Genomic DNA, 19842 nt, shown 5'->3' with positions numbered 1-19842 from the left:
ACGCTGCCACCCCAAGGGGAGCAAGATCCTGCGGCCTCTCAAAGGTTTGAATGACGCGCTTTGGCAGGGATCTGAACAGATATGCAGGGGAAATACCTCGATATTTGTTGATCTGAGACGTGTCGCCCGCGCCTCAGGGGGTGAAGTGGCTCAGCCGTGAAAACAGCTCTGTGATCCCGACGGCATCGACATTGGCAAAGGCAATGCGAAACTGGCGCTCGGCGATCTTACTCCCTTCTGGCATGAACATGGTGCCCGGCAACATCAAAACCGAGGCATCCGTGACCAGCTTTCTGGCGATTTCCTCGGCGGGCCTATCAAAGGGGTGCTCGACATAGGCAAAATAGGCGCCACAGCCCAGCAGCCGCCAGCCCTTGGCTTCCAGTACTGGGAAACCCTCAATGATGGCCTGTTTGCGCGTGAGGATTTCATCGCGTTCCCCTGCTAGCCAGTCTTGCAGGTTGTCGATGCCCCAGCGCGCACCGATCTGGCCCAATTGTGAGGGGCAGATGGTGACCGTATCCAGGAATTTTTCCATTTCGAACAGGCGCTCTGGGGCGGCGGCAATGGCGCCAATCCGGTGGCCGGTCAAACGATAGGCTTTGGAAAAGGAATAGAGGTGGACAAGTGTCTGATGCCAGTCCGGATCCTGAAACAGCGCATGAGGTGGGCCAGAGCGGCTGTCAAAGTCGCGGTAGGTCTCATCCACAATCAGGGTCAGCCCCCTGGATTGGGCCAGATCAAAATAGGCGCGCAACAGGCCCTTGGGGTATTCAACCCCGGTGGGATTGTTTGGGGTGACCAGCACGATGGCCTTGGTACGTTCCGAAATCAGGTCCTTGGCGGCATTGATATCCGGCAGCATGTCATCGCCCACCTGGAGTGGGCGCGCGGTAACGCCGCTCAGATCCAGCCACATCTTGTGATTGAAGTACCAGGGCACCGGAATGATGACCTCATCGCCTTCACCACAGAGCGCACCAACGGTGGCGGCAAAGGCCTGGTTGCAGCCCGAGGTGATGCCAATCTGCTCTGGCGTCATTTCAGCGGCGTAATGCGTCGACATCTGATTGGCGAGCGCCTGACGCAGCTCGCCGCGCCCCAGGACTGCGCCATAAAGATGTGCGTCATCCTGATTGAGCGCGGCCTCGGCCAGCGCCTGACGCAGCCCCAGCGGCGGCGGGGCGGCGGGGGCGGCCTGACTGACATTGAGAAGTGGGCGCTCTGCGGGGAAAGACACCCCTTCAACCCAGCGACGGGATTCGACGATCGGGGAAAGGAAAGTGGCCTCTGTGCGTGACTTTGTCATGCCCGCTCCTGTTGACGGTATTAATCTCAGTCAGAATTGGTAGGGGCTTGCGGGCGCGATGGCAATCACTCTGTCTTGGCGGGAACTCATCGTGCAGGGGCAGGACAAAGAAAAACGCGCCCAAAGGGGCGCGCTCACTCTTAGTCATCAGGCTTGACGCCAATATTTAGTCGGTGCCGCGATAGGGTTCGACATATTGCAAGGCCATATCCCAGGGGAAGAAAATCCAGGTGTCCTGGCTGACGCCGGTGATAAAGGTGTCGACCATGGGCTCGCCCTTGGGTTTGGCATAGACGGTGGCGCAATGGGCTTTGGGGTAGAGCTGACGCACCAGTTCCAGTGTTTTGCCTGAATCAACAAGATCATCAATGATCAGGATGCCTTCGCCATCGCGCATCAGATCTGCGTCGGGGCTTTTTAGAACCTGGGCTTCGCGTTGCTGGTCCTGAGCGCCGCCACCAGAGTGGTAGGATTTCACCGAGATGGTATCCACGGTGCGGATATCCAGCTCGCGGCTGACGATCATGGCTGGGGCCATGCCGCCACGGGTGATTGCCACTACGGCGCGCCAGGCTCCATTGTCGGGGCCTTGGCCATCCAGACGCCAAGCCAGGGCCCGGCTGTCGCGATGGATTTGATCCCAGCTGATGTGAAAGCCTTTTTCATGCGGCAGGCGGTCTGTCATTTCTATGGCTCCGGCGATGGCTGCGTCAGGGGGTGGATCCCAGTTCCCGCTGATGGGGAGATCCCGGCCGGGGCTTGCGCCCCGGCCCATATTGCTACTTGGCGATATCGGGGGCGTCGACGGCCTTCATGCCGACCACATGATACCCGGCATCCACGTGCAGGTTTTCCCCGGTCACACCCGAGCTGAGGTCAGACAACAGGTAGAGCGCCGATTTGCCCACGTCATCGGTGGTCACGTTGCGTCGCAGGGGCGAATTATACTCGTTCCACTTCATGATGTAGCGGAAATCACCAATGCCCGAGGCGGCCAGGGTTTTGATGGGACCAGCAGAGATCGCATTGACGCGAATGCCGTCTTTGCCCAGATCCTCTGCCAGATATTTGACCGATGCCTCAAGCGCCGCCTTGGCGACACCCATGACATTATAATGTGGCATGACCTGCTCAGCGCCATAATAGGTGAGAGTCAGCATCGAGCCACCTTCGGACATCATCTTTTCCGCGCGTTTTGCAATGGCGGTAAAGGAATAGACCGAGATATCCATGGTCATCTGGAAATTTTCGCGGCTGGTGTCGACATAGCGACCGCGCAGCTCATTCTTGTCGGAAAACCCGATGGCATGCACAACAAAGTCCAGCTCGCCCCATTTTTCCTTCAAAGAGGCAAACAGAGCATCCATCGAGGCCTCGTCCGAGACATCGCAGGGCAGCACGATATCGCTGCCCAGCTGTTCGGCCAGAGGCACGACTCGCTTTTTCAAAGCGTCGCCCTGATAAGAGAAGGCCAGCTCGGCGCCAGCATCGGCACAGGCCTTGGCGATTCCCCAGGCAATCGATTTGTCATTGGCTAGGCCCATGATCAGACCGCGCTTGCCGGTCATCAGTTGATTAGACATTCAGGTTCTCCGCCTGTGATCCGTGAAGTTAAAGACGTTTAATATGATGGCGCGTCTGCTTCAAGGGGCGACCTTGAATGTTCATACAACAGTTCAGGTTCTCTGTGTGCCGAGCAGGCCTTGCTGTTCCGGAATGCGCTGCCTAGTGTACCGGCGAAAACAGACAGGAGGCTCGTATGAGTGAACGTTCAGGGCTCTTTGCCGGCGATGACCCCTTTGAAATTGCCCGTGCCTGGCTGGCAGAGGCTGAAAAGACCGAGATCAATGATCCCAATGCCATCGCCCTGGCGACGGTCGATTCTAATGGTTTGCCCAATTCGCGCATGGTGCTTTTGAAAGAAATCGAAGCGGACGCCTTTGTTTTTTACACAAACTATGAGAGCGCTAAGGCACAGGAGCTGGATCAGGCAGGCAAGGCTTCCTTTGTCCTGCATTGGAAATCGCTGCGGCGGCAAATCCGGGTGCGCGGCAATATCAGCCGAGAGGAGGGGCCAAAGGCGGATGAGTATTATGCCTCGCGGTCCCTCAAGAGCCGTCTGGGCGCCTGGGCGTCAAAACAGTCACGTCCACTGGAGAGCCGCGCCAGCCTGATGGCAGAGGTGGCAAAGGTGACGGCAACCAAGGGACCGAATCCTCCCAGGCCGCCGTTCTGGGGCGGGTATCGGATTACGCCGGTTGAAATCGAGTTCTGGGCGGACGGGGCGTTTCGCTTACACGACCGTTTCACTTGGATACGTAACGTAAAGCAGGACGAATGGTCTGTTTCCCGCCTGAATCCTTAAGGTTTTACGAGGAAAATAGCACTTTCCTAACAAATGGGAGGGTTTTTGCTTGAAATCCGACAGTGAAATCGCGCATCACGTCTTTACGAAAAAAAATGAAAATACGCAGTGGATGAGATAAGTGGCAGAAGATCTGAGCAGCCTGCAGCAAATCCAAGGCCTTGTTAAATGGTTTGATCCCACCAAGGGATTTGGTTTTGTTGTGTCCGATTTGGGCGGCCCTGACATTTTGTTGCACGTGAATGTACTCCGTAACTTTGGACAAAGTTCGGTGGCGGATGGCACCCGCATTGAAATCGTGACACATCACACCGATCGAGGTGTGCAGGCGGTTGAGGTCCTGGCAATCCACCCACCTGAGCGCGAAGAGACACCGGTCCTGAGCGATTTTGCCGATTTTGACCAGGCAGATCTGCTCTCCAAACCTTTGGTGCCCGCACGGGTGAAATGGTTCAACAAGGGCAAGGGGTTTGGCTTTGCCAATATCTTTGGCAGCAGCGAAGATGTTTTCCTGCATGTTGAGGTCCTGCGTCAGTCCGGCCTGGCAGATTTGCAGCCTGGCGAAGCGCTGGCACTGCGGGTGATCGATGGCAAGCGCGGTCAAATGGCCGCCGAAGTTCAAGCTTGGGAAGCTGCCCTGCTTGACTGCGATCAGGACAGCTGATCGGTTGCCGCGGTTGAGAGCCTCTCTCGCCGCCCCGGCCCTGGCCCTAGTTGTTGGCCTGGGCCTTTCTTTTCCCAGCTACGCCGCAGATTGTCGCCTGGATCGGGTAGACCTGCGTGGCAGCTGGGGACAGACCTCCTTTACCGTTGAAATTGCAGATGACGAAGCTGAACGCGCCCAGGGGTTGATGTTCCGTGAGAGCATGGCGCGTGGTGCGGGCATGCTCTTTGTCTATCCAGAACCGCAACGTGCGGCTTTTTGGATGAAGAACACCCTCATTCCACTCGACATCATCTTCCTGGATGAATCAGGTCGGGTCATTCAGATCCAGGCAGATGCTGTTCCTGGCGATCTGACGCCGCTTCCGGGCGGTGACAACGTCTTTGCTGTGCTCGAAATCAACGGTGGTTTGGCCGCGCGTTATGGGATTTCGATTGGTTCCGAGATGCGCCACAAAGTTTTTTCAAAAACATCTCCGATTTGGCCATGTTAGGGGTTTTCAAATCAAACCACTGGCGTTAGGAACAGCGCACGGTCCGGGGCGTGGCGCAGTCTGGTAGCGCACCTGTTTTGGGTACAGGGGGTCGTGAGTTCGAATCTCGCCGCCCCGACCATAATCACCTGAAAGCATTCAGCTTTTCGGTGGTGAGCATAAGAGAGAACCCCATCGGGTTTGACCTAAAGCGGGCAGTTCACACTCTGGTGTGACTGCCCGTTTTCTTTTCTACACTGCCATTTTGGACGCCGAGGGACACGGCTTTGGTGCCCTGTGTTGTGTGCACCACTCAGGGGGAAAGCCTCTCAGTGTCATGGGACTATGAGGCGGGCACGGCGGGGAATCACAGGCCGGATGGCCGGGGGCAGCGTATGGCGTCAGATTGCGTGTTAACCCTTCCTTAAGGAGTTGACGCCAAGGCGCAGCAATAGGTTTCCAAAGTGTTAAGTTTCCAATGGTTCAATTTTGTTCAGGTGGCTTCAGAACACATGCAAGGATGCCACAGAGATTGGCTGAGCGTCACGTCACTTTGGCGGCTTGGCAGGTTGCCCGATTATTGTGCGATCTCTGTGCCAGGATCAGGGAGGCTTTGAACTTCGAGAGGCAAGTCTTTGCTGTTGCCGGGATTTTCGTACTCGACAGTTCTGTCATTTCGGGCGCGTCAAAAAGCTCAGTCCTGTGGGTGAATCACTCGAGGCTGCAAACCCCGCGTTCTAGGGAAAAGGGTCAACAGCAAAGATGGTTCAAAAATGGTAAAATTTCCGTTGACCCTCTTGGGCTAAATACGTCAAATTGTGGACACTCAGAGCGGCGCTACTAGATCTAGTGAGGTTTTGCGGCAGCGTGACGAGATGGAAACACAATAAAATCCGCAAAAATGGCCGGCGAAGGCCTCGTTTAGCAGGCCCATAAACAGGCGTGCCGGTTGTTTTGTGCTTTCCTCAGGATAGGGCCGCAGCTGCTGTGGCAGGAACAAAGCAACGAGACAGTGAATATCTCAAGGGGCAGAGCATGAAAATCGAGCGCAAATTTACCAAGGCAGGGCAGGACGCCTATAAAACACTGGATTTCATCTCGGCCACTTCTGAGATTCGAAACCCGGATGGCACCATAGTTTTCCGCCTGGAAAATATCGAAGTCCCCTCGAGCTGGAGCCAGGTTGCCAGTGATGTCATCGCTCAGAAATATTTTCGCAAGGCTGGTGTCCCTGAGAGCCTGAAGAAGGTCAAGGAAGAGGGCGTTCCTGAGTTCCTTTGGCGCTCTGTCCCAGCTGGCAAGAATGTGCCCACAGGGGGAGAAACCTCCTCTAAGCAGGTGTTTGACCGCCTGGCCGGTGCCTGGACCTATTGGGGCTGGAAGGGGGGCTATTTTACCTCTGAAGAGGACGCCCGCGCCTATTTTGACGAGATGCGCCATATGCTGGCAACCCAGCGCGCTGCGCCCAACAGTCCGCAGTGGTTCAACACCGGTCTGCACTGGGCCTACGGCATCGATGGCCCGGCACAGGGGCACCACTATGTTGACTACAAAACCGGTAAGCTGACCAAATCCACCAGCTCTTATGAGCACCCGCAGCCGCATGCCTGCTTTATCCAGTCTGTCGCCGATGATCTGGTGAATGAAGGCGGCATCATGGACCTGTGGGTACGTGAGGCACGTCTGTTCAAATATGGATCCGGCACCGGCACCAACTTTAGCCACCTGCGCGGCGAAGGCGAGGCCCTGTCGGGCGGCGGTAAATCCTCTGGTCTGATGGGTTTTCTCAAGATCGGTGATCGGGCAGCTGGCGCGATCAAATCCGGTGGCACCACCCGGCGCGCCGCCAAGATGGTCATTGTTGACGCCGATCACCCCGATATCGAAGACTTTATCCAGTGGAAGGTGATCGAAGAGCAGAAAGTGGCTGCTATCGTTGCCGGTTCCAAAATGCACGAAAAGATGCTGAACGGCATCTTTGAAGCAATTCGATCCTGGGATGGTGCCTCGGCGGATGCCTATGAACCCGCCAGCAACCCGGCGCTGAAAAAAGCAGTGCGTGAGGCCAAAAAGGTCGCGATCCCCGAAACCTATGTGAAACGGGTGCTGGACTATGCCAAGCAGGGCTATGACAGCATTGAATTCCCGACCTATGACACGGATTGGGATTCCGAGGCCTATAGCTCTGTCTCTGGTCAGAACTCCAACAACTCGATCCGGGTCACCAATGCCTTCCTGCATGCGGTGAAAAAGGATGCGGATTGGGAGCTGATCAACCGTACCGATGGAAAGGTTGCCAAGACCGTCAAGGCGCGGGATCTGTGGGAAAAGGTCGGCCATGCCGCCTGGGCCTGTGCTGATCCAGGCATCCAGTTCCACGACACCGTGAATGAGTGGCACACCTGCCCAAATGATGGTGAGATCCGGGGTTCAAACCCTTGTTCTGAATATATGTTCCTGGATGACACCGCCTGTAACCTGGCCTCGTTGAACCTGCTGACCTTCTATAAGGACGGTAAGTTCCAGGCCGAGGACTACATGCATGCCTGCCGTCTCTGGACTGTGACGCTGGAGATTTCGGTCACCATGGCGCAGTTTCCCTCAAAAGAGATTGCACAGCGCTCTTATGACTTCCGGACCCTGGGCCTGGGCTATGCCAATATCGGCGGATTGCTGATGAACATGGGCTACGGCTATGACAGCGACGAGGGGCGGGCGCTTTGCGGCTCGCTGACCGCGCTGATGACCGGCGTTGCCTATGCCACCTCGGCTGAGATGGCCTCTGAACTGGGTGCATTTGCGGGCTTTGCCAAAAACCAAGATGCCATGCTCAAGGTGATCCGCAACCACCGCACCGCGGCCATGGGTAAGGCAACCGGGTATGAAGGGCTGTCTGTTCCGCCTGTGCCGCTGGACATTTCCGGAAACCCCGATGCGCGGCTTGCGGATCTGGCCATGGGCGCCTGGGACGAAGCGCTGGAGCTGGGCGAAAAGCACGGCTACCGCAATGCGCAGACCACAGTCATAGCCCCCACCGGCACCATTGGTCTGGTGATGGATTGTGACACCACCGGGATCGAGCCCGATTTTGCCCTGGTGAAATTCAAAAAACTGGCCGGTGGTGGCTACTTCAAGATCATCAACCGTTCGGTGCCTTCCGCGCTCGAAGGGCTTGGCTATAGCTCGGCACAGATCGAAGAAATTGTTTCTTATGCGGTTGGTCATGCCACGCTCGGCAATGCCCCCGGCATCAACCACACTTCGCTGGCGGGTCATGGCTTTGGCCCTAATGAATTGTCCAAGATTGACAGTGCGCTGGAAGCCGCTTTTGACATCCGCTTTGTGTTCAATCAGTGGACCCTGGGTGAGGATTTCTGCACCGGAGTGCTGGGCATCCCGGCGAAAAAGCTGAACGATCCGACCTTTGATCTGCTGCGCCATCTTGGCTTTAGCAAAAGTGATATCGACGCGGCCAATGATCATGTCTGCGGCACCATGACTCTGGAAGGGGCACCGCATCTGAAGGAAGAGCACTATCAGATCTTTGACTGTGCCAATCCCTGCGGCAAAAAAGGCAAGCGTTACCTCGGGGTTGAGAGCCACATCCGCATGATGGCCGCCGCCCAGAGCTTTATCTCTGGGGCAATCTCCAAGACCATCAACATGCCCAATGATGCCGAAATCGAAGACTGCCAAAAAGCCTATGAGCTGAGCTGGTCGCTGGGCGTCAAAGCCAATGCTCTCTACCGGGATGGTTCCAAGCTGAGCCAGCCTCTGGCCGCTGCTCTGGTTGAGGATGATGACGAGGCCGCAGAGGTGCTGGAAACTGGTAATGTCCAGGAGAAAGCCGTTGTTCTGGCAGAGAAAATTGTCGAGAAAATCGTCATCAAAGAGGTGGTGAAATCCCACCGCACTAAGATGCCACATCGCCGCAAGGGATACACCCAAAAGGCGGTTGTTGGCGGTCACAAGGTCTACCTGCGCACCGGCGAATATGAGAGCGGCACCCTGGGTGAGATCTTTATCGACATGCACAAGGAAGGTGCGGGCTTCCGGGCGATGATGAACAACTTTGCCATCGCGGTCTCAGTTGGTCTGCAATACGGTGTGCCGCTGGAGGAGTTTGTCGACGCCTTCACCTTCACCAAGTTTGAGCCCGCAGGCATGGTGCAGGGCAATGACTCGATCAAGAATGCCACCTCGGTTCTGGACTATGTGTTCCGTGAACTGGCGGTGAGCTATCTGGATCGCACCGATCTGGCGCATGTAAAACCCGAAGGTCCAGCCTTTGACGATATCGGCCGCGGAGAAGAAGAAGGGGTGTCAAACCTCTCGGAACTCAGCGAAAGCGCCGCGACCCGGTCGCTGGAGGTGTTGAAACAGATTTCCTCCACTGGCTATCTGCGCAAACGTCTGCCACAGGATCTGGTAGTGCTGCAGGGCGGTCAGAATGGTGAAAGCGGTCTGATGAATGCCGCGACATCACCTACGGATCCGGTTGCGGATCTGCAGTCTCTGGTGCCAGAGGCCAGCGCCGCGCCGGTGATGGGTATGGATGCTCGGACCAAGGCAAAGATGCAGGGCTATGAGGGCGAAGCCTGTGGTGAATGCGGAAACTACACGCTGGTGCGCAACGGCACCTGCATGAAGTGCAACACCTGTGGATCGACCTCCGGCTGTTCCTGATAGACCGGGATTGGTAACAGAGGTGAGGCGTCAGACCTGATGGGTTTGACGCCTTTTCTTTTGGAAACAAAGTGTCTTCTAAGGCTTTGAAGGTGAACGATTTAGCTTAATTGACCGCATCATTTTTCAATGCTGTTTCCGCCAACGATCGCAGAGAGGTCGTCAGGAGTTTTCCGCCGATGGCTGAGGTTGTGACTTGGCGTCATGCCCTAAGGTTATGCGTTGTCAGATTTATTTAGTCCATATACGAACTAATTAAACCTAGGTTTTGGAGTCCTGTTTTCCCGTGAAATTGCGCGTCTTTCATCAGTTGCAGGTGGCCCATAGTGCGCTGTTTCGTGCAGCGGACCGGCGCACCCGCCAGACTGTAGGGCTGACCACCAGCCAATTTGCGGTGCTGTTTGTGCTGTCACAATCCGACGCCCAGCCAATTTCCGAAATAGCCAAGCGGCTCTCGATGGGCAAATCCAGCCTCACTGGCCTGGTCGATCGTATGGTCGAACGGGGCTTGGTTGCCCGCATTGCATCCGCCAGTGATGGGAGGGTGACCAATATCCACCTAGCGCCAAGTGGTGCGACTTTGCTGGCCCGTGCCAAAGAGGAAACCAAACACTTCAATGCGGCGCTTCTTGCACCTTTTAGTGATGAAGAACAGGTGGTTATCCGGCGATTTTTAACCCACTTGGTCGATCACGCCGATGAGATAATCAACCCTGCAACCACACAGTCCGGAGGTTACGATGATTGAACCGACTCGGCGTGAGCCACTCAGCTTTACCTGTAGTGACGGGGTCCCCTTACAGGGAGACCTGACCAGTTGTGAGAAACCAAAGCTGGCGGTTTTGATATCGGCGGGAACCGGGTTTCCGCGCCAGTTTTATCATCCTGTTGCACAGTATATGGCCGAACGAGGGGCGATTGTGCTGACCTATGACTACCGGGGAATCGCGGGCTCCCGTCAGGGGGATCTGGCGCAGTCAGAGATCGAATATGCCGATTGGGGGCGCTACGACATGGTTGCTGCGGTGGACCGGCTGTCCGAGGCAGCACCGGGGCTGCGGATCACCCATCTGGCTCATAGTGTCGGTGGCCATTTTGTTGGGGTGATGTCCAATCACCAAGCCATTGATCGTCATGCCTTTGTCTCGGTTGGAACTGGGTTCTTTGGGGGGCATCAGCTAAAAAACTGGCCGCTTGAATTGTACTTCTGGTGGGGTCTTGGCACCTATTCCTTGTTGCGCTGGGGCTATATCAAACCCGGCGGCGGCTGGCAGGGCGAGGCACTGCCGCCTCGGGTGTTTAAGACCTGGCGTAAATGGAGCCAGCGCCGGAGCTATTTTCAATCGGATTATGATGGGTTGCTGAAGCCGCAGCACTACGGTGATGTGACGGCTGCAATCCGGTCCTGGGTCTTTAGCGATGATCCGATTGCCACCCCAAGGGCGGCGCGTGATCTGCTGGACTGCTATCCCAACGCAGCGAAATCGTTGCAAATCAGATCCCCCAATGACATTGGGGTTCGACGCATTGGACATGAGGGTGCTTTTCGTCCCGGCCGCGAAACGCTTTGGGCGGAATGCTGGGACTGGCTTTCACAAGATCAGGTAACCCATTGAACTGGCAGGAATGCCTTGGATAACACAGATGTTAGGACTGCCATAATGAGCGATTCAATCACATTGAAAACCCTGGACCGGGTGACCACGCTGACCATCAATCGGCCACAAAAACGTAATGCCATCACCCAGGAAATGTATGGGGCCATGGCGGATGCACTGAAGGCCTATGAAGGCTCAGCTGAGCAGCGTGCCTTTGTGATCACCGGGGCTGCGGATTACTTTACCGCCGGCAATGATCTGCAGGATTTCTCCATGGCGGATCACACAGGAGACCTGCCGCCCGTGGCGCGGTTTCTGGAGGCGATTTCAACCTGCAAAAAGCCGGTGATCGCTGCTGTGAACGGCCCGGCAATTGGGGTGGGTCTGACCATGTTGTTGCATTGTGATTTGGTCTATGCGGCGACAAGCGCGACCTTCACCGCCCCCTTTGTTAAACTGGCCCTGGTACCAGAGGCTGCTTCTTCGATGTTGCTGTCGGCCTCTGTGGGGATGGCCGTTGCCAATGACATCCTGCTGGCTGGGCGCACGCTTACCGCAGAGGAGGCGCATAATTATGGGCTGATTTCACGGGTTTTTGCGGATGCTGACCTGGGGGATGAGGTCGCAGCTCTTGCCAAACATGTCGCCGCATCGGCTCCGGAAGCGATGAAACTGTCCAAATCACTGATCCGCAATCAGCGTGACCAGGTTGCGGCGCAGATGGCTTCGGAGGCAGAGCTGTTTATCGGGCAGTTGAAATCGTCTGAGTTCTCTGAAGTTGTCGCAGCGATGATGCAAAAACGGGCGCCTGCCTTTTCCTGAGCCAAGCCGGGCTCTCCCGCCGCTTGGAGGTTTTGTTTCACGCAGATCTAAGGCTGGAGAGCCGCAATCTACATCACGCGGTCTCCGGGCCGTTATGGGTTTTTACGTAGCACGCGACTTTGGCGGTTACATGTCTGTGGCTGGGTTTTGACGGCTTTAATCGTTCGAATCCCAGCCCCTATCCAGATCACAAAATGGGTGGGTTTACCCCTCTTGATCAGGGTCTTTGACATTTGGATCTTACTGCTGGGGCAGGGTGCTTGTCTGGTTTCGCTACGGCGCGGAGCCCGGCGAAGTTTGTGCCCGTCCTCAAACAGTATTGCCCTCGAGCCCCTACACATGCATTCATTCAAATGTATATTGACCGCAGAACAGTTTTTGATCAACCAAACGGGTGATAGGATGAAGAAAATAACGTTGGCTGTTTTGGCCCTTGTTGGCATGGCTGCAGTGCCGGCCACCGCACAAGATCTTGCGGTGAAGATCAATGGCGAGATTGGCAGTGTCACAGTGGAAACTGTGAATGGCCGGGTTGAAATCATGCGCAATCAGGATCTTGAGGCCACAATCAATCCGAGCTACGCAAGAACCTCACGCCAGTGCCCGCCGTTTTGCGTTCAGCCAATGCAGGCCGCGCCCGGCGTCACAACAGTTGCCGAAGTCGAACTTTTAAAGTTCATCGATAGGGGCGGGAAACTCATTGATAGCAGAACCTTGGAATGGCATCTCGACGGCACCATCCCCAGCGCGATCAATATGCCCTATACCCAAATGGCCAGTCGCCTGAATGAGGTCGGGTGCACAGGTGGCGAGGGCCGCTGGGATTGCTCGCAATCCGAAGAGGTTTTGTTGTTTTGCAATGGGCCCTGGTGTGGTCAATCGCCAATGGCAATCAAGGCGATGCTGCGTGAAGGTTTCCCCGCCGAGAAGATTTTCTATTACCGCGGTGGTATGCAAGCCTGGCATAGCCTGGGTCTGACTGTTGTAGAGGGTGAGATGTAATTTTGCCTGCTGGCCTCAAATCATGACACACTAAGCCTTTGGATTTAAGAGGCTTTATTGAGTTGGTTTAGTCAGTTGTTAAGTGTGAAATTTGGCCAAATTCGTGAGCGACTTGGCCAAATTGATCTCATTTTGGATGATGAGAAGTCGTGTGCTTTGCATGATTCAATCTTTCAATGTAGCGATCAGTCCTAGCCGTTCCGGTTGTTGAATAGCTATGTCATACCCTGACATGTTTGGGCGCCCCCAATTTGTGCCGATCATTGTCATAGTCGTTGCACCGTCCCGGAGGCTGTTTCCGTGACGAATGGTTCTTCATTGTTCGTTGCTGCAGGCGCGTGCGGGGTTGGGCGCCGCTTCAAATGACCCGCGATCGAACGAGGGAGGCGATGTTTTGCTGCTCAGCACAGGCCATGCCACAGGAACAACGCTTCATCTCGGCTTTGTTGCACAAATCCGATGATGGGCAGGCCTCCGCTTTCCCCGGACGGATTTAACCTACGGGCTCAGTGACGGGTATGCCAAGAGCTATGTAGCGGTTCAGGATAGCGATGCGGATTTGGACCTCCGCGACCTGCCTTTCGAAGTCCCTCGCCATGAGGTTTTGACCGAGCAACTTGACACAATGCATCTTCGTTTCGACGCGGCTCCGGCGGTGGCATCCGCTCCAGTGTCGCCAGAGGGTGCGGCCCAGGTACCGCTGGGCATTGGGGCCGCCATGCTTTCGGGCATTCCACTCGCCTTCACCTTCGGCTTTGATCCCTGTGCTGTCGATAAGGAGGTTCAGTGGGCCGGACCCACCGCGATAAGGCAGGCTCACGTTCAGCACTCTCTGACGGCGACACAGCGTACTCAAGTCGGGGGCCGCCCAATCCAGACCGACCAGTTGCAAAAGACTTTCGACGAACCCAGACATTTGCCTCAGGGGCATACCAAACAACACTTTCAGGGTCAGACAAGTCTGGATCGTCGCATCGCTGAATTGCTGCTGTCGACCACGCTTGCCGGTTGGTGGTGGCCGTCATGTCATCCCGGGATCGAACCAAATCGTCAACGATCCACGCTGCTTCAGCGCCTTATTGTAAGCCGACCAGTTCGTGGTCTTGTATCTTGTGGGATGCCAACTACTCATAACTTCCAGCTATCATGCTGGTTTCATGCAGTGAATCCCTCAACCGATTTGTGCAACAAAGCCCTTCATCTCCTGTAGATAAATCTGTGCGCTGACAATCGGCTGGAGGCTTCAATCCAAGTTGTTCAGGCAGGTTAGCAACTCATGTTTTCGAAATGGTTTTGACAAAAAGCCATTCATACCGACTTCACGACAGGCTTTCATGTCGCTTTTCTGTGCATTTGCTGTGAGAGCAATAATTGGGCACCTCGTTCGTCCGGTTTCTTTCTCGTGCTGCCTGATCTGCCGTGTTGCCTCAAGGCCGCCCATAACAGGCATGGAGAGGTCCATCAGTATCAAATCGTATTCCGAGACCTGATAGGCCTCGAGCGCAAGAGCACCATTTGCGGCAAAGTGGATCTTTGCACTTGATGTCTTGAGCATTTTTTCAACTACCAACTGGTTGGTCTTATTGTCCTCGGCCACAAGTATTTGCATCCCGTTCAACGCCTGCGATGGATGTTCCGCTGGAGCGGCAGTTGTACCACTGGGGCTTTGGTCGAGCAGAATCGGTTCTGCTTTTCTCTGTATAGGTGATGCCTCGTCGGTTTCTGCTGGCAGAAATTCAAGATCAAGCATTACAGAAAAGGTCGAGCCCAAACCGGGCGTGGATTTGACCGAAATCTCTCCCCCCATACGCTCGACAAGTGCCTGTGAAATCGCGAGCCCTAAGCCGGTTCCTTCGGAAAGCGTTTTTGGCGAACCATCCGCTTGTTCAAAGGCCGAGAAGATGGTGTGCAGCTTGCTCTCCGCAATTCCGCAGCCCGTATCTGAAACTTCAAACCGCAACGGACCCGGCAATGGTCCGTGATCCTGGGAGAATGTGACAGAAACATGCCCTTCTTCAGTGAATTTTATCGCGTTGCCTATCAAGTTCAACAGGATTTGGCGGACCTTGTTGGCGTCCCCAATAAACGTGGATGACACGCTGTCAGGATAGTCTACATGAAAATCCAGCCCCTTGAAGGCGGTTTTTGCAGAAAGGAGTACCGCGATTTCCTCAACCAGAACACGCAAAGAAAAAGGCGCATGCTGCAATGACATCTTTTCCGCGTTGAGTTTTGAAAAATCCAATACCTCATTTATAATTTCCAGCAGCGCAGTGGTGGAATTGAAAATTGTATTGGCAAACAAAGATTGTTCTTGATCCAGGTCGGTCTCTTTGAGCAGCTCACAGATACCAAGAATTCCGTTCATAGGCGTCCTGATTTCATGGCTCATGTTGGCCAGAAACCGTTCTTTGGCCTTGCTCGCTTCTTCTGCCTTTTCTTTGGCAATTCTGGTTAGTTCCAAAGCCGCATCGCGTTCCCGTTCAGAGGTCATATCTTCGGTGCAGCCAACCAAATGGGTCAGTTTCCCTGCGGGGTCAAAAACAGGGGTCATTGTCGTGCGAATGTGCCGTGTTCCCTGAACGGCAGGCAGATCAATCTCGTATGTCGTTTTCTGGGCTGAACGCGCCACGCTTTTATGTATGGCAAGAGCTCTTTTTCCGGTGGAGCCACCAAAAATCTCCAAAGCGGATTTCCCGACCCAGCCTTCTTCAGGAATTTTGGTGTACTGTCGCGAACGTTTGTTCATCGCTATATATCGGGGGATTCCGTCGTCACAGACCTCCAAAACGATTACCGCCATGCCAACAGCATCCAATATGGCATAAAGGTCCGGTGCTTGTGGTCGATTCACGCGTCATTTCCTTTGCACACTGGAACAGGTGCCCGACTATTCGGACGCCAAGTGCATACCAGAACCTAACCTGATATCGAATTTCCACTAACCAAATTTAAATGTGATCGACAGAAAAAACGCCAGTGAGCAGCCGTAGCAAGCTGATCACCCCCTCCTTTATGAGCGATTACCAGGTGCGCCTACGCTTTTCAGATGCACATTTACCCGTCCCCCACCTGCATGACTTCACGGGGCTTGGAGTGATCAACGGGCCCTGAGGCCATAGTCTGCAAAGGCTTTTTTGACTTCACTCATTTGCTCGGGTGTGAGGATCTTCGGGTTCCCAATGCTGAGAGATGTGACATAGCCCTTGGCCAAGGTTTCCAGCTCGATCATGCGCCAGAGTGCACGATCCAGGCTGTCCCCGGTGACCACGGCTCCGTGGTTGGCCATCAGGCATCCGTATCGGTTCTCCAGCGCCTGAACCACAAGGCGGGACAGGTCCTGGCTACCAAAAAGCGCATATTCAGCAACAGGAACATCATCCCCGCCAAAGGCCGCCACCATATAGTGACAGGCCGGGATTGGCTGGTGGTTCATCGCCAAGGCTGTGCAGAAAACGGGATGCGCATGGACCACCGCCATTTCCGCGGGTTTGGCCAAAAGAATATCCCGGTGAAATTGCCATTCCGAGGAGGGCTTCATCTGGCCTTTACCTGGAGGCGATCCATCCAGTGGCATCAAAACCATCATATCGGGGTGCATCTTTTCATAATCCTGACCCGAGGGGGTGATCAGCATGCCCGCATCGGTGCGCAGTGAGATATTGCCCGAAACACCCTGATTGACGCCCGCGGCCTGCATTGCAAGACAGGCCTCAATAATGGCTTGCCGGGTTTCGGTGGTGTCAGAATAGGGGCTTTGCATCAGGTCAGACCTGTGCTGCTGCAGAAGGCGCCAAATCCGGGAACAGCGATGCCAATCCCGCCTCCGATGCGGCGCAGACCCCTCGCTCGGTGATCAAGCCGGTCACCAGGTGATTTGGGGTCACATCAAAGGCAGGGTTTGCGACCTCTGTGCCTACCGGGGTGACCTGTAGCGATGCTATGTCGCCTGTGGCGGAGCTGCCCTGAATATGACTGATCTCTTCGGCAGGGCGATCCTCAATCGGAATCTCAGCGACGCCGTCGCGCACTGTCCAGTCAATTGTGGGCGAGGGCAGGGCAACGTAAAAGGGGATATTGTTATCATTTGCCGCCAGGGCTTTCAGGTAGGTACCGATCTTGTTGCAGACATCGCCCTGGCGTGTGGTGCGGTCGGTGCCGGTAATCACCATGTCAACCAGACCATGCTGCATCAGGTGGCCACCTGCGTTGTCGGTGATATATTGATGGCTGATGCCATGGCTGCCCAGCTCCCAGGCGGTTAGCGCACCTTGGTTGCGTGGACGGGTCTCATCCACCCAGACATGCAGCGCAACGCCTGCGTCATGGGCGTGATACATGGGGCTGGTGGCCGTGCCCCAATCGACCGTTGCAAGCCAGCCGGCATTGCAATGAGTCAACAGGCGCACCGGGCTGCCATCACCCTTGTTGGCGGCGATCTGTTGGATGAGCTGCAACCCATTCACCCCGATGCGGCGATTGATCTCCACATCTTCCTCTGCGATCTCATGCGCCAGGGCCAGCGCCTCTGGGCCACGCCTTTCAAGAGGAAGCGCCACCAACCGCGCGCGGCATCGGTCCAAGGCCCAACGCAGGTTAATGGCGGTGGGACGGGTTTGGTGCAGAAAATCCCAGCAGTCTTGCAAAGCGGCATCGCTGGGATCCAGCCGCATGGCCAATGCCATACCGTAGGCCGCGGTGGCGCCGATAAGCGGGGCGCCACGCACATGCATGTCTTTGATGGCTCGCGCATAATCCGCCAGACTGTTCAGTTGTTCGATGCGAAAATCATGGGGCAACCAGCGTTGATCAATGATTTTCACAGCCTGGGCGTCAGCATCCCACCACAGGGATCGATAGGGCGTGCCGTCAACTTTCATGAAGATTCTCCGATAGGCCTACAGCCTGCAAAAAAGGTGCGGGCAGAAATAGAATGCAACAGCCTGGTTAGCTGGCTTTGGTTTTTCCTTATGACAGATGTTGCGTAGAGAGTGAGAAAAATCTTGTCTGCGATAGTTGCTGATCAGATGGCAGGTCCAGTCTCTGGGCGCTCTGACAGTGCTCAAAGTCTACTGGGTCTTTCGACGGCGGTACATTTGATAGCGGCGCGGCAGCGTTTAGGGGCAGTTAAAAGAGACCTTGAGCCTCAGGAGTCTTGCTGGTTCAGGCCACCTACGTATTCAGGCTTCGGGCGCGAAGACCTCTTTCAAAGGCGGCAGTCAGAATGATTTGCCATTTTCGCGGCGTTGAACGGTATTCGGGTTCCACGTCAAAGCGTATCGAAGACACCGGCGTTTCCAAGTAACCGGGAGTGCTTCGCGCTGCTGCTGAAACGCATCTCTCAAGGGACCAGAAGTCCTGTACGGAAGGGTTGTCCGCTACCAAGTTGCTGAGTAGGATCACAATAGGTCTCCTTTTGGACAGCAGTCGACTCACGTCAGGGTTGATCGGTTGTTTTGAGGTTTTACTAAGCGGAATTGAGGGGAAAGTCACTGTTTCATCTATTTTTCCGCCTTTTTCTTGCAAAACAGCCCAAAATCCCTCCGCAAAACAAGCGTCGAGTTGAGATCGCTCTTGCATAGTGGTGCGGCATTCTGCCACAGTACTGCGACTCTTGATGGGGGAGGTCGCGGGGAAAAATGGCAGGCTTTTGTCACATGCGAGGAAACTGCCGCCTCATCCACCTAGCTTGAACTTGAACCGCTTGACAGGCTGGGACCGCAGGGGGCTAGCTTGGCGGGTGCGAACAGATCACCCCTCATTCATCTTGTTGGCCGCAGGGCTCTGGATGAAACTTGAGTGCGTGCGAGCCTATCGCCGTTCCAACGTAGAACGGTGAAATTTCATGAAAAATATCGTGGGAGAGATCTAAACATGAAACATACGAAACTAACCATCGGTGCTTTGGTTGCGGCTGCCTTTATGGTGCCAGCCGTACAGGCGCAGGAATATATCACCATCGGCACCGGCGGTGTAACTGGGGTGTATTACCCCACAGGTGGCGCGATCTGTCGTCTGGTCAATAAAAACCGCAAAGAGCATGGTTTCAAATGCGCCGTCGAATCCACTGGCGGTTCTGTCTACAACATCAACACAATCCGCGAAGGCGAATTGCAGTTTGGTGTTGCCCAGTCGGATTGGCAGCACCACGCCTATCACGGCAGCTCCAAGTTCGCCGAAAAAGGCGCCTTTGAGGGGCTTCGTGCAGTATTCTCTGTGCACCCTGAACCCTTTACAGTTGTGGCACGTGCCGACTCCGGCATCACCACCTTTGACGATCTGAAAGGCAAGCGCGTCAACATCGGTAACCCAGGGTCCGGTCAGCGTGGCACCATGGAAGTTCTGATGGGCGCCAAGGGTTGGGGCATGGAAGATTTTGCTCTGGCAACCGAGCTGAAAGCGGCTGAACAGTCTGCGGCTCTGTGTGACAACCAGATCGATGCCATGATCTATACCGTTGGTCACCCCTCGGGTTCGATCCAGGAAGCCACCACTGCCTGTGATTCCGTGCTTGTAACCGTGGATGGCGACGCCGTGACCAAGCTGGTCGACGACAATGCCTTCTATCGTACCGCCACCATCCCCGGCGGCATGTATCGCGGCTCCGATGCGGATACCCAAACCTTTGGTGTTGGCGCGACCTTTGTGTCCTCCACGGATGTTTCCGAAGACGCAGTCTATGCGGTTGTAAAGTCGGTGTTTGAAAACTTTGACGCCTTCCGCAAGCTGCACCCTGCCTTTGCAAATCTGAAGCCTGAAGAGATGATTGCTGATGGCCTCTCTGCACCATTGCATGATGGCGCGGCGAAATATTACCGTGAGCAAGGCTGGATTGAATAATAAATCCAACGACATAGGGAGGGGCGCAGGTTTGCGCCCCTTTCCTTTACGAGGGGGCTGCCCCCAAAATCAATAATAGCAGAC

General features: G+C 55.2%; 15 protein-coding genes, 1 tRNA gene and 1 pseudogene. 10 read left to right on the top strand and 7 right to left on the bottom strand.

Annotated elements, in window-relative coordinates; all coding sequences use genetic code 11:
- Positions 1-133: 133 nt before the first annotated feature.
- From ED661_RS10260 to fabI, 3 genes are all read right to left on the bottom strand, one after another.
- Entirely contained in the window at positions 134-1309 is a 1176-nt protein-coding gene (locus tag ED661_RS10260; RefSeq protein WP_122073800.1) for an aminotransferase, read from the bottom strand.
- 166 nt (positions 1310-1475) lie between these two features.
- The gene (gpt, locus tag ED661_RS10255; RefSeq protein ID WP_122074102.1) at positions 1476-1994 is read right to left on the bottom strand and encodes a xanthine phosphoribosyltransferase; all 519 of its coding nucleotides are present in this window, start codon (positions 1992-1994) and stop codon (positions 1476-1478) included.
- Positions 1995-2088: 94 nt separating this feature from the next.
- A complete protein-coding gene (gene fabI, locus ED661_RS10250) occupies positions 2089-2892 on the bottom strand; it encodes an enoyl-ACP reductase FabI (RefSeq protein WP_122073799.1) in 804 nt (267 codons plus the stop codon).
- A gap of 176 nt (positions 2893-3068) precedes the next feature.
- On the opposite strand from fabI, the gene pdxH reads away from it, so the two are divergent.
- The 9 genes from pdxH (at position 3069) to ED661_RS10205 (ending at position 12918) form a co-directional block, all read left to right on the top strand.
- Positions 3069-3674 carry a pyridoxamine 5'-phosphate oxidase gene (gene pdxH / locus ED661_RS10245; RefSeq protein ID WP_122073798.1) on the top strand — a complete coding sequence of 202 codons (606 nt, stop codon included), beginning with the start codon at positions 3069-3071 and terminating at the stop codon, positions 3672-3674.
- A gap of 121 nt (positions 3675-3795) precedes the next feature.
- Complete coding sequence (locus ED661_RS10240; protein ID WP_122073797.1) at positions 3796-4338, top strand: cold-shock protein; 543 nt, start codon at positions 3796-3798, stop codon at positions 4336-4338.
- Between the two features lie 4 nt (positions 4339-4342).
- Entirely contained in the window at positions 4343-4831 is a 489-nt protein-coding gene (locus tag ED661_RS10235) for a DUF192 domain-containing protein (protein ID WP_254054812.1), read from the top strand.
- 44 nt (positions 4832-4875) lie between these two features.
- Positions 4876-4952 (top strand) — tRNA-Pro (locus tag ED661_RS10230).
- Between the two features lie 893 nt (positions 4953-5845).
- Positions 5846-9496, top strand: coding sequence for a vitamin B12-dependent ribonucleotide reductase (locus ED661_RS10225; protein WP_122073795.1), 3651 nt, complete (start codon positions 5846-5848; stop codon positions 9494-9496).
- A 286-nt stretch (positions 9497-9782) separates the two neighbouring features.
- The gene (locus ED661_RS10220) at positions 9783-10244 is read left to right on the top strand and encodes a MarR family winged helix-turn-helix transcriptional regulator (RefSeq protein WP_122073794.1); all 462 of its coding nucleotides are present in this window, start codon (positions 9783-9785) and stop codon (positions 10242-10244) included.
- Entirely contained in the window at positions 10237-11112 is an 876-nt protein-coding gene (locus tag ED661_RS10215) for a serine aminopeptidase domain-containing protein (RefSeq protein ID WP_122073793.1), read from the top strand. Before ED661_RS10220 ends, ED661_RS10215 begins: the two co-directional genes overlap by 8 nt.
- Positions 11113-11157: 45 nt before the next feature.
- Positions 11158-11916, top strand: a complete 759-nt coding sequence (locus tag ED661_RS10210) for an enoyl-CoA hydratase-related protein (protein WP_122073792.1) — start codon at positions 11158-11160, stop codon at positions 11914-11916.
- A gap of 402 nt (positions 11917-12318) precedes the next feature.
- Positions 12319-12918, top strand: a complete 600-nt coding sequence (locus ED661_RS10205; RefSeq protein ID WP_122073791.1) for a rhodanese-like domain-containing protein — start codon at positions 12319-12321, stop codon at positions 12916-12918.
- Between the two features lie 493 nt (positions 12919-13411).
- Here ED661_RS10205 and ED661_RS10200 read toward each other — a convergent pair.
- The 4 genes and pseudogenes from ED661_RS10200 to mtnA all read right to left on the bottom strand — a co-directional run bounded on the left by ED661_RS10200 (position 13412) and on the right by mtnA (position 17798).
- Positions 13412-14050, bottom strand: a pseudogene (locus ED661_RS10200) (IS5 family transposase).
- 111 nt (positions 14051-14161) lie between these two features.
- Positions 14162-15772, bottom strand: a complete 1611-nt coding sequence (locus tag ED661_RS10195) for an ATP-binding protein (RefSeq protein ID WP_122073790.1) — start codon at positions 15770-15772, stop codon at positions 14162-14164.
- 246 nt (positions 15773-16018) lie between these two features.
- Complete coding sequence (locus ED661_RS10190) at positions 16019-16681, bottom strand: class II aldolase/adducin family protein (protein WP_122073789.1); 663 nt, start codon at positions 16679-16681, stop codon at positions 16019-16021.
- Positions 16682-16685: 4 nt separating this feature from the next.
- A complete protein-coding gene (gene mtnA, locus ED661_RS10185; RefSeq protein WP_122073788.1) occupies positions 16686-17798 on the bottom strand; it encodes an S-methyl-5-thioribose-1-phosphate isomerase in 1113 nt (370 codons plus the stop codon).
- 994 nt (positions 17799-18792) lie between these two features.
- On the opposite strand from mtnA, the gene ED661_RS10175 reads away from it, so the two are divergent.
- Entirely contained in the window at positions 18793-19758 is a 966-nt protein-coding gene (locus tag ED661_RS10175) for a TAXI family TRAP transporter solute-binding subunit (RefSeq protein ID WP_122073787.1), read from the top strand.
- Positions 19759-19842: the final 84 nt, after the last annotated feature.

The organism is Pseudophaeobacter sp. EL27, from assembly GCF_900313025.1.
Taxonomy (GTDB): domain Bacteria; phylum Pseudomonadota; class Alphaproteobacteria; order Rhodobacterales; family Rhodobacteraceae; genus Pseudophaeobacter.
This window is presented reverse-complemented; position numbering and strand designations above follow the sequence as displayed.

What these genes read in the sequence shown, in the direction of transcription:
- ED661_RS10260 (WP_122073800.1), bottom strand. Translation starts at nt 1,309, where the DNA reads ATGACAAAGTCACGCACAGAGGCCACTTTCCTTTCCCCGATCGTCGAA.
- gpt (WP_122074102.1), bottom strand. Translation starts at nt 1,994, where the DNA reads ATGACAGACCGCCTGCCGCATGAAAAAGGCTTTCACATCAGCTGGGAT.
- fabI (WP_122073799.1), bottom strand. Translation starts at nt 2,892, where the DNA reads ATGTCTAATCAACTGATGACCGGCAAGCGCGGTCTGATCATGGGCCTA.
- pdxH (WP_122073798.1), top strand. Translation starts at nt 3,069, where the DNA reads ATGAGTGAACGTTCAGGGCTCTTTGCCGGCGATGACCCCTTTGAAATT.
- ED661_RS10225 (WP_122073795.1), top strand. Translation starts at nt 5,846, where the DNA reads ATGAAAATCGAGCGCAAATTTACCAAGGCAGGGCAGGACGCCTATAAA.
- ED661_RS10215 (WP_122073793.1), top strand. Translation starts at nt 10,237, where the DNA reads ATGATTGAACCGACTCGGCGTGAGCCACTCAGCTTTACCTGTAGTGAC.
- ED661_RS10210 (WP_122073792.1), top strand. Translation starts at nt 11,158, where the DNA reads ATGAGCGATTCAATCACATTGAAAACCCTGGACCGGGTGACCACGCTG.
- ED661_RS10205 (WP_122073791.1), top strand. Translation starts at nt 12,319, where the DNA reads ATGAAGAAAATAACGTTGGCTGTTTTGGCCCTTGTTGGCATGGCTGCA.
- ED661_RS10190 (WP_122073789.1), bottom strand. Translation starts at nt 16,681, where the DNA reads ATGCAAAGCCCCTATTCTGACACCACCGAAACCCGGCAAGCCATTATT.
- mtnA (WP_122073788.1), bottom strand. Translation starts at nt 17,798, where the DNA reads ATGAAAGTTGACGGCACGCCCTATCGATCCCTGTGGTGGGATGCTGAC.
- ED661_RS10175 (WP_122073787.1), top strand. Translation starts at nt 18,793, where the DNA reads ATGAAACATACGAAACTAACCATCGGTGCTTTGGTTGCGGCTGCCTTT.